8 protein-coding genes are annotated in these 8,811 nt (G+C 35.2%); 1 reads left to right on the forward strand and 7 read right to left on the reverse strand.

Annotation, left to right across the window (positions count from 1 at the left end; translation table 11 throughout):
• Window positions 1-361 precede the first annotated feature (361 nt).
• The 7 genes from LC076_RS23700 to LC076_RS23730 all read right to left on the reverse strand — a co-directional run bounded on the left by LC076_RS23700 (window position 362) and on the right by LC076_RS23730 (window position 7,277).
• Window positions 362-619 (reverse strand): HPr family phosphocarrier protein, encoded by a 258-nt coding sequence (locus tag LC076_RS23700; protein WP_226671580.1) that lies wholly within the window; start codon window positions 617-619, stop codon window positions 362-364.
• Between the two features lie 31 nt (window positions 620-650).
• Window positions 651-1,601 (reverse strand): DNA-binding protein WhiA, encoded by a 951-nt coding sequence (gene whiA, locus LC076_RS23705; protein WP_226671581.1) that lies wholly within the window; start codon window positions 1,599-1,601, stop codon window positions 651-653.
• A gap of 28 nt (window positions 1,602-1,629) precedes the next feature.
• Window positions 1,630-2,592 (reverse strand): gluconeogenesis factor YvcK family protein, encoded by a 963-nt coding sequence (locus LC076_RS23710; protein WP_226671586.1) that lies wholly within the window; start codon window positions 2,590-2,592, stop codon window positions 1,630-1,632.
• A 6-nt stretch (window positions 2,593-2,598) separates the two neighbouring features.
• A complete protein-coding gene (gene rapZ / locus LC076_RS23715; RefSeq protein ID WP_226671587.1) occupies window positions 2,599-3,456 on the reverse strand; it encodes an RNase adapter RapZ in 858 nt (285 codons plus the stop codon).
• A 191-nt stretch (window positions 3,457-3,647) separates the two neighbouring features.
• Window positions 3,648-4,106, reverse strand: a complete 459-nt coding sequence (locus LC076_RS23720; RefSeq protein WP_226671582.1) for an 8-oxo-dGTP diphosphatase — start codon at window positions 4,104-4,106, stop codon at window positions 3,648-3,650.
• A 400-nt stretch (window positions 4,107-4,506) separates the two neighbouring features.
• Window positions 4,507-5,457 carry a thioredoxin-disulfide reductase gene (trxB, locus tag LC076_RS23725; protein WP_226671583.1) on the reverse strand — a complete coding sequence of 317 codons (951 nt, stop codon included), beginning with the start codon at window positions 5,455-5,457 and terminating at the stop codon, window positions 4,507-4,509.
• Between the two features lie 359 nt (window positions 5,458-5,816).
• The gene (locus tag LC076_RS23730; RefSeq protein WP_226671584.1) at window positions 5,817-7,277 is read right to left on the reverse strand and encodes a tetratricopeptide repeat protein; all 1,461 of its coding nucleotides are present in this window, start codon (window positions 7,275-7,277) and stop codon (window positions 5,817-5,819) included.
• Between the two features lie 270 nt (window positions 7,278-7,547).
• On the opposite strand from LC076_RS23730, the gene LC076_RS23735 reads away from it, so the two are divergent.
• Entirely contained in the window at window positions 7,548-8,570 is a 1,023-nt protein-coding gene (locus tag LC076_RS23735) for a DUF3231 family protein (RefSeq protein WP_226671585.1), read from the forward strand.
• The last annotated feature ends 241 nt before the right edge of the window (window positions 8,571-8,811 follow it).

Raw genomic sequence — 8,811 nt, forward strand, 5'->3', positions numbered from 1 at the left:
TCCAGCATCTTTTCAAAGTGAGGAAAATAGGGACAATTTCCTCTAAATACTTACACTAAAGTGAAAAACTATGGAAATAAAAGAAAACAGAAGTACGTGTCCGATATAAGGGGGCCTAGCCGAATCGCTGATAAAATTACCATACCTCTCATTTTGGTGGAGTAAGTGACTTTACTATCTAAATTGTATACGGTTACACAAGAGCTCAGTTAGGATATTTAAGACATTTTACGTAAACAGATCAATTTTTGCTCAAAAATCCAACTCTACCCCTTCAAATTACTCAAAAACCCCAATCGACACCCCTAAACCCAAATAAAAAAGGCCAATTCAATTAAGAATCAGCCCATTGCCCGTCTTTTTATCCCTCTTGTTGTACATAAGTAGCTAATGTATCAACAGCTTCTTGCTCGTCGTTTCCATCTGCGATTAATTTGATGACAGATCCTGTGCTAACCGCTAAGCTCATTAACCCCATGATACTTTTCGCATTTACTTTTTTACCGTCTTTTTCTAAAAATACATCTGCCGTAAAACGATTTGCCTCTTGTACAAATAATGCTGCTGGACGTGCTTGTAAACCTGTTTTTAATTGAACTTCTACTTGCTTTTCAACCATAATAATCTCTCCTCTTCCCTATTCTAATTTTTTATTTTAATGACAAAGGCTGCCCTAATCTTATCTGTTCAGCAATTTGATCAAGTTTGCGTAATCGATGATTGATTCCTGATTTACTAATTGTACCACTTGATACCATTTCACCTAGCTCTTTTAGCGTAACATCTTGATATTCTACTCGCAGCCTTGCAATTTCACGCAGTTTGTCAGGTAATGCATCTAAGCCAATTCGTTCATCAATGAAGCGAATATTCTCAACCTGTCTTAACGCTGCACCGATGGTTTTATTAAGGTTGGCTGTTTCACAGTTTACTAAACGGTTAACAGAGTTTCTCATATCTCGGATAATCCGAACATCTTCAAAACGTAACAATGCTTGATGCGCTCCAATTACATTTAATAGTTCAGTAATCTTTTCCGCTTCTTTTAAATAGGTGATAAAGCCTTTTTTGCGTTCAAGCGTTTTGCTGTTTAAATCAAATGTATTCATAAGCTCACATAGTGAGTCATTATGTTCTTTGTAAAGAGAAAATATTTCAAGATGATAGGAAGAAGTTTCAGGATTGTTAACTGAACCACCTGCAAGGAATGCCCCTCTTATATAAGAGCGTTTACAGCATTTCTTTTTCACAAGCTGCTCTGAAATACTTCTAAAAAAGGTAAAACCTTCATCTAAAATATCTAAGTCCTCAAGAGTTGATTTTGCATTTTCAACAAGGCGCACGATATAGACGTTGTTCTTTTTTAACCTCATTTTTTTTCGAACAAGAAGTTCTACTGAAACTTCATATTGCCTTTTTAGCAAGGTATAGATTCTTCTAGCAATTGCAGCGTTTTCAGTTTGGATATCTAAAATCAATTTCCGATTTGAAAAACTCAGTGAACCATTCATTCGGATGAGTGCTGACAATTCTGCTTTTAAACAACATGGCTTTATTTCTAAATTTGTTAATTCTTTCTTTGTTTCAGATGCAAATGACAACTCTGCACCCCCATTCTTTACAAACAGCTTATGTCAATTCTTGTTGTAGAATTCCATATAATAGCTTTGCAACTTTATTTGTGTCATGCCTTATTACACTATTATCATAACAAACAATGTGATCAGTCATTACTTCGAGACCTAGAGAGGATAGGGTATCCACATCAAAATGAACAGGCTTTGCAAGCTCTTCTTCATATAATGATTTAATTTGATTCGGAATTTCTTCCTCGTTTACAAGGATAATATCCATAAAGGCCTCGTTCATATGATCGTACAAAGCTTTAACATGATCACTTGCAGAAAAATTCAATGTTTCTCCTGCTTGTGTCATCACATTGCATATATAAACCTTTTTTGCCTTTGCTTGACAAACAGCTTCCCCAATTTTAGGCACTAGAAGGTTGGGTAAAATGCTTGTATATAAACTTCCAGGTCCAATGATAATTAAATCAGCTTCTTGTATAACATCAAGTGTTTCTGGTAATGGTTCAATGTTATCAGGTGAAAGAAATACTTTTTTTATCTTCTTTCCAGAAAAGGGTATTTTAGATTCCCCAGATACAATTGTACCATCTTCCATTTCTGCATTTAAAATCACACTTGAATTTGCTGCAGGTAACACTTTTCCACGAACATTTAAAACTGTACTCATTTCCCTAATCGCGTGGACAAAATCACCTGTTATATTTGTCATAGCGGCTAAAATGAGGTTGCCTAATGAATGACCAATTAAATTATTCCCTTTGTTAAAACGATGCTGAAAAAGTTCTTCTACAAGTGGCTCAACATCTGATAAAGCAGCTAATACATTGCGTATATCGCCAGGAGGAGGAATATTGAGTTCATTGCGGAGCCTGCCTGAGCTCCCGCCATCATCAGCGACAGTTACTATTGCCGTAATATCAACGGGGAATTTCTTTAATCCCCTTAATAAAACCGACAAACCTGTTCCGCCACCTATGATGACAACTTTAGGCTGTTCTGACATCTCCAATTAATGTTGCTTTCTTTTCTCAATGTCTCTATGAGAAACTTGAGTATGATAGTCATTTTGATAATGCTTTGCAATGTATTCCGCCAGTGTAACTGAGCGATGCTGTCCTCCTGTACATCCAATCGCAACAACTAATTGACTTTTTCCTTCACGCTTATAATAAGGCAACATAAAGGAAAGTAAATCTAGGAGTTTTTCTAAAAATTTTTGTGTTTCACTCCACTTTAGTACATATGATGATACCTCTTCTTGTAAGCCAGTTTTCGGCCTCATATGATCGATATAATGAGGATTTGGAAGGAATCTCACATCAAAGACAAGATCAGCATCAATTGGTACACCATACTTAAATCCAAAGGAAGTAACATTAACCGTAAAAGTATGTTCAACACTTGATGAGAATTGCTTAAGGATTTTTTCTCGCAGCTCTCTTGGCTTTAAGTCAGAGGTATCAAAAATTAACTGTGCTCTGCCTTTTAATTCCTCTAAAAGCTCTCGTTCAAGTCCAATTCCTTCTAATGGTAATCCTTTAGAAGCTAATGGATGTGAACGGCGCGTTTCTTTATACCTTGTTACTAAAGCAGCATCCTTTGCATCAAGAAATAAGATATGTGGAGTTAGCCATGCTTTCTCTGATAAATCATCTAACGCTTGAAACAAGCTATCAAAGAACTCTCTTCCACGAAGGTCCATCACAAGAGCAACCTTATTCATCTTAGATCCAGATTCTTTCATTAACTCTAAGAATTTTGGTAAAAGTGTTGGTGGTAAATTATCTACACAAAAATATCCTAGATCTTCAAAGCTCTGTATGGCTACTGTTTTACCAGCACCTGACATACCAGTAATAATGACCATTTGTACTTCTTGATGCTGTTCTACGTTTTCAACAGTCAATTAAGCTCCCCCTCTCTGTGTATATCTCAAAGAAAGTTAAAGGCTTGAATAGAAATAACCTCATGTAAATTGCTTCCTTTAAAAATATCATAGTAGTTCGTTAGTTTTTATAAATAGGGAAGAAAATATCCCATACAGTACTAGTTAAAATATCACTGTGGATCTAAACGGTAGGAAATAAGTTGAAAATCGGGCGTATATGTAAAAGTTCCATATAACATACCATTCCCTTTTATAACATAATCTAAGATGTGGTGATCTCCTGGAGCCATTGGAAGCTTTTCGATATCTTCTATATCATGCCAACTAATTGAACCTTCTTCAGATTCTAACACATTGGTACCCTGATAATCTGTAGCAAAAAAGGTAAACATCATCCATTCAGAAACAACTTCTTTTCCCTCTTGAATAATGAAAGTGAAAATCCCCTTAAGTTGAGGGTTTTTAATATATATTCCTGTTTCCTCGCGATATTCACGAGTCACTGTATCTTTAATTGATTCTCCTAACTCCATCTTACCGCCTGGTGCAACCCACCAGCCTCTTCTAGGTTTTTGAAGGAGAAGAACTTTATTTCCTTCTACTAAGACGCAATTTGTTACTCTTTGCAAATATTCTTCACCTCAATCATCACTAATCATTCTTAATTCTCTTGTTTAACTTTTACCTCATACAAGATCATCTGTTACGTTCATTACTTTCATTTATTATACTATTTTCATGGAGTCTTAACAATGAACATGATTGGTTATATTTGTAACATTTTTCCTTTAGAAAATCGTGTTGTTATATGTATATACGTAGGTGGAGGAAAACTGTTTCACTTTTTTTCAAAAAAATATTAAACAGTTTATAAAAAAAAGGGAGCACGGGAAAAGGGCGCCCATGCTCCAAAGTAAGTCTATTTATAAAAGGGGGTCAATTACTATCTTTATAATAACCTATAATTGTTTCACTCATGTTACAGTAAAGTTAAAACAGAATTACGATTTAGTAAAACAAGCTTCGACATTACTTTACAGTTTTTAATTTCTCTGCTAATTCCTCGATATAATGTTGTGCACTTTGTGCTGCAATACTTCCATCACCTGTTGCTGTAACGATTTGACGAAGCATTTTTTCACGAATATCTCCCGCAGCAAAAATACCTTCTACCTTTGTTTCCATACGATCATTTGTTTCAATATAACCATTTTCATTTGTGATTCCTAAGTTTGCAAATGGTTTTGACAGTGGTAGCATACCGATGTAGATAAATACTCCATCTGTTTTAAAGTCTTGTTCTTCACCATTTTCAGTATTCACTAATGTTACTTTTCCAACTTTTCCATCTTGGTCATGAATTTCTTTCACTGTGTGATTCCAAATAAAGTCGATTTTTTCATTATCAAATGCACGTTGTTGAAGAATTTTCTGCGCTCTTAGTTCATCACGGCGATGAACGATCGTTACTTTTGAAGCAAAGCGTGTTAAATAAACCCCTTCTTCAACAGCTGAGTCTCCTCCACCAATAACAACTAATTCTTTTCCTTTAAAGAAAGCTCCATCACATACCGCGCAATATGATACACCACGACCTCCGAGCTCTTTTTCACCAGGAACGCCAATTTTTTTATATTCTGCACCTGCTGTAATAATAACAGCTCGTGCTTTGTATTCTTTTTTACCAGCTTTAATTGTTTTGTACTCTTCACCATCAATTACTTCTTGGATATCACCATAAGCATATTCAGCACCAAATTTCTTAGCATGATCAAACATTTTTGTTGAAAGCTCTGGTCCTAAAATATGATCAAATCCAGGGTAGTTTTCTACTTCTTCTGTGTTAGCCATCTGACCACCCGGAACACCACGTTCAATCATTAGTGTTGATAAGTTTGCACGTGAAGTATATACTGCCGCTGTCATACCAGCAGGACCAGCTCCAGCGATAATCACATCATAAATTTTTTCTTCTGACACAACGTTCACTCCTTATAAGTTCCTCTACTATATAGTTATCTGCTAATACGAGAAAACACATACTCCAATGTCTTCTTTATTTTGCTATACCACCATCGTATAAAATAAAGTCAAAACACGCTAATAATCTGCTCATACCCAGAAAAGCGGAAGTGCCTGTTCAGACCCGACAAGCACAAGACGCAAAGGAATAGAAGACGCTCTTTGTCTTCCATTCCTTTGTGGCTTATGACCGAGGAAAAAGGAATTTATTTTTCCCTCGAGGGGCTAGGCACTGTAGCTGGAAACCAGTAAAGCAAAAGTACCTAGCACCAATCACTTCATAAAAAAGCCCAAGTACATGTACTTGGGTAAAACACTTATGCAAGAATACTTTTGACTAACTTAACATATTTGCTTACAGAAGAAACAGAAGTACCATATTTTTTCGCTACTGCATTTTGGCTAATTTCTTCATTGATAGCGTTTTGTTTCAGCCATATATAATCTAAGGCAGCCGCCCATCCTGCATAGTTTTTAAAAGAATACTCATGTTTATATGCCTTGGCTAGGATTTTGAATGAAAAAAGAAACAGTTCATCATGCTCTGATTGTACAAATAATGTTTTCGCAACTTGATACAATAATCTCATTTTTGTGCTATCGTTATCACTGTTATCAGAGAAAGCAAGATGAATGAATTCCTTTTCTAGTTGTGATTGAGGAACATTTGAAGATTGATATTCCTTTAATTGATCATAATTATTTGTCTCAATAGAAAGGAAAATCGCATATAGTCGTTCTTCCAATGACATGCTACTAACTCTTTGCTCAGAATCTTCTTTATTTACATTCCATGGTTCAGATCCAACTTTTTCTTTATTCGCTTTAATTACTCGTTCCCACATTTGCTCAGCAAACGTCTCGTGTCCTGTAAAATAGGCAGAATAAGACAACCAATAATAAAAAACGTCGTCACCATCATAACCTTGTTTATACAAAGTTCGAAGCCATTTATATGCTGCAGGATAATAGCCTACTAAAGCAAAGGTAGCTCCTAGTTTATAACGGTGTTCAAAAAGAAGAGGATGAACATTTGATAATGCTTTCGCTAGTTCTTCAACTTTCTCATCTTTTCGTTCATAATAATAAAACACTAACAAATTGCAATATGCATGAAGGTTGCCTGGATTTCGCTCAAGGACAGTTGTTAAATATTCCTTAGCTTTCTCAACTTCCCCAACATAGAAATAGGCTAAAGAAAGATTATTATGGGCAGACCAAAATTCAGGATATTCTTTTACTAGTTCTTCAAGCAGTAAAATAGCTTCTTCAAATTGACTATTTTCAAGAAGTGATTTTGCAGCATCCTGTTTTATGATAAGATCATCTGGGTCTTTTAGAAATGGCTCTTCTTCATCATCTTCCATTGTTAAAAGGTCAATAAGATCTTCATTTTCTTCTATAAATTCACCATATGGTTCTTGTTTAGCATATTCTGTTGCACACTTGTAAGCTTCCTGAAATAATCCAAGATGTGCATAATTGTTTGCCATAAAGTAATAACACTCCGACATATTATTATCAACTTCATCAAGTATTTGTGATAGTAACTCATTAGATTGACTATACTTCCCCATATCCGTATAAATTGTTGCAAGCTGTGAAAGCTTGATCGTATCATTGGGATCTAATTCTAATGCTTTTGCTAAATATTTACTTGCTTTATGAAAGTTTTGCTCACGATACGCCTTTAGGCCTTTATTATAATAATATTGTCCATCTTGGAGAAACGGGACAACCTGTGCTTTTTTTTGTTGTTTGCTCAATTGTTTTCCCACTGAAATCCTCCATTTCAATCAATTCACCGTAGGTAAGTATACCACAAGATAAGCCTTCAACAATAGTAGTTAATTTAAATGCATTTCTACCTGACTTTCAGAAAAATAAACTAGTTTCACAAACTTTTTAAAAGTCTGTAAAAGCCTTGAGAACACAACCTATTAAAAGAAATCCTCGAAAACGTTTACATTAAAAGGAAATCCCAAAAAATACAAATATTCTTCAGATGACTTGTAAAGACTAATTGTTATAAGTTAGGAGGCAGATTTATGGACGAAAAAAAGATGAAGAATCACCATATACAATTAACTTCTGCTGAAATAGGGGTTCTTTGGACATCTTATATAACAGAAAGCGCGACATTACCTGTTCTCAAATATTTCAACAATGTTGTTGAAGACTTAGAGATTAAACAAATTATTGAATTAGCATTAAGTAAATCAACAGAGCACCTAAAAACTTTAGCTGAAACTTTCACAAAAGAAAGTTTTCCCATTCCTATCGGCTTTTCGGATGAAGATGTGAATGTAGACGCTCCGAGACTATTTTCTGATACGTACATGCTATTTTTTCTTCGAAACTTAGGAAAAGCTGGAATTGCCGCAGATGGTATGGCATTTTCAATGGCAGCAAGAAAGGATATACGAGATCTTTATTATCATTATTTAATAGATGCCGCTCATGTCGAAGATAAAGCAAAGGAAGTGATGCTTTCAAAAGGCATCTTTATTCGACCTCCATACATAGCTACACCTGATCAACCTGATTTTATAGAGAAACAAGCGTTTTTACGAGGATGGTTTGGAGAAAGACGTACACTAACTGCTGAAGAAATTGCTCATATTTTTATGAATCACACGAATAACGCAAATGGAAAGGCTCTATTAATTGGCTTTTCACAAACAGTAAGGTCTGACGAGTTAAGAAATCATTTTATTAGAGGAATTGAATTAGCTCGCACGATTATTAGAAACCTTAGTACACTTTTAGAGGAAAGTACCTTACCAGCTCCAATGACATGGGATACAGAGGTAAATAATTCAACTGTCGCTCCATTTTCTGACAAGCTCATGTTGTTTCATGTTAGTGCATTAACTTCAATCGGAATCGGTAATATGGGCGGATCTCTTGGTCTATCCCTTCGACGTGATCTAGCAACAAAATATCTTACCATGATAAAGGATATTGGTCTCTATGCTGAAGATAGTGCAAATATAATGATCAAAAACGGCTGGTTTGAACGACCACCTCAAGCAATGGATCGTGAGTATTTATCTAAGGGTAAGAAATAGTCATATTTAGTGGTGTTCATATTGGATTTTTAGGGAAGTGTGTCGGTGCCACGTCATTTATCGGTGATTTTTGAAATTTATCGGCGATTCTGCGGATTTATCAGCGATTTTTGAAATTTATCAGTCAAGTCCTTAATCTTGTGTAAATTCTTGAACAAATATTTTCAACTATCATTCAGACCTGTTTTAAAGATTATTATCAAATCCCACCAACATTTTTTTTGCGGAACTTCCATGTGTT

Source organism: Metabacillus litoralis (assembly GCF_020524045.1).
GTDB classification, from domain to species: domain Bacteria; phylum Bacillota; class Bacilli; order Bacillales; family Bacillaceae; genus Metabacillus; species Metabacillus litoralis_C.